Source organism: Dolichospermum circinale AWQC131C (assembly GCF_000426905.1).
Classification (GTDB): Bacteria; Cyanobacteriota; Cyanobacteriia; order Cyanobacteriales; family Nostocaceae; genus Dolichospermum; species Dolichospermum circinale.
Genome location: NZ_KE384645.1, coordinates 3,101 through 4,454 on the forward strand (window position 1 = coordinate 3,101; position 1,354 = coordinate 4,454).

At 36.6% G+C, this 1,354-nt stretch carries 2 protein-coding genes; both read left to right on the forward strand.

Features of this window, described 5'->3' with window-relative positions; translation table 11 throughout:
- The coding region (locus ACIR131C_RS23405; RefSeq protein WP_231395502.1) for a hypothetical protein at nt 1-334 on the forward strand (334 nt) is incomplete at its 5' end.
- Between the two features lie 271 nt (nt 335-605).
- On the forward strand, nt 606-1,354 hold a 749-nt coding region (locus ACIR131C_RS23410; RefSeq protein ID WP_035372529.1), incomplete at its 3' end, for a DUF2887 domain-containing protein.

The following is a 1,354-nucleotide window of genomic DNA, read 5'->3' on the forward strand; positions in this document are numbered from 1 at the left end:
CGGATATTTCAAAAATACATTACCCAAGTTTTCTGATTGTCCTGATCCAAGTCAATATGAAATAATGCAATTTAAGCCCAACTCAGATGGACATATTTTTTTACTCCATTTGGATGAAATAGAACAACTCATATATCAAGCAGGATTAGTTGTTAAAGAAACTCGACTAGTTACTAATCCATTAACTAATGGTCACGTGAAACTACATCATTTATTGAAACTATTACCAAAATCCTGGGTTGAAACTTGTGAAAAACTAACTTGCTCCTTGCCTTTAACCGTAAAGCGTAAATTACATACAACTACTGTTGCTTTATTAACTTATCCTAATTAGGAACGGATGATGAGCAATTTAGCCAGGTGCAGCGGAAATTGAAAGATTTACTGTTAGTTAAATTACAAATAACTCTATTAATCGCCTCAATTTTAGCAACAAGATTGACACAATTAAGCGATCGCTTACATGGGAAGCAATTATTAAAAAACTTTCATAAACCTACGAAGAATGGGTTAAAGAACACCAAAAACTGTACTATTGATTATAATGAGTATAATTCAAGTTAAGCCAGTTAAGTTTTTTCCAGGGTGTTAATCCTTAAATAAGCGTGAAGACCGATAAACTATTTTACCGCATATTCCTCAATCAACCAGGTCTTCTTGCCGAACTTCTCCCCGGCATCCCAGCAGATTGTCAATTCGATTACTCAGCACCAGTTGTCAAAGAACAGGAATTTCGTCATGATGGTATTCTAACTCCTCTAGGAAAAGACCCCAATCTTCCCCTAGTCTTCCTAGAAGCGCAAATGCAGCCAGACACAGACTTTTATGGACGTTACTTTGCCGAAACCTACCTTTTTTTAAAACAGTATAAAATTACTAGACCCTGGCGAGGATTACTAATTCTCAAGTCCCGTCGTCATGACCTGGGTTCAGAAATTCCTTACCAACCCCAGCTAGATAACCAAGTTCAAAGACTCTACTTACAAGACCTACTACATCAAAATCACCTAACTCCCAACTTAGCATTACTGCAACTGATTATCTTACCGAAAACAAAAACCATTCAAGCTGCTCAAAACCTACTAAAAAGTAGTAAAAATCAACCAGAATTTAGACAAAAACTTGATTTAGTTGAAGCTATACTAGTAAATAAATTCCCTAACCTGAGTTTGGAGGAAATATTAAAAATGCTAAACCTAAAAACCGCCGATATTACCCAAACCCGTTTTTATCGAGATGTTTTTCAATTAGGTATTCAGGAGGGTAGACAGGAAGGTATTCAAGAGGGTAAACAGGAAGGGGAAGCGAACCTGATTATCCGCTTATTAAACTGTCGGTTGGGAGTAGTTACCCC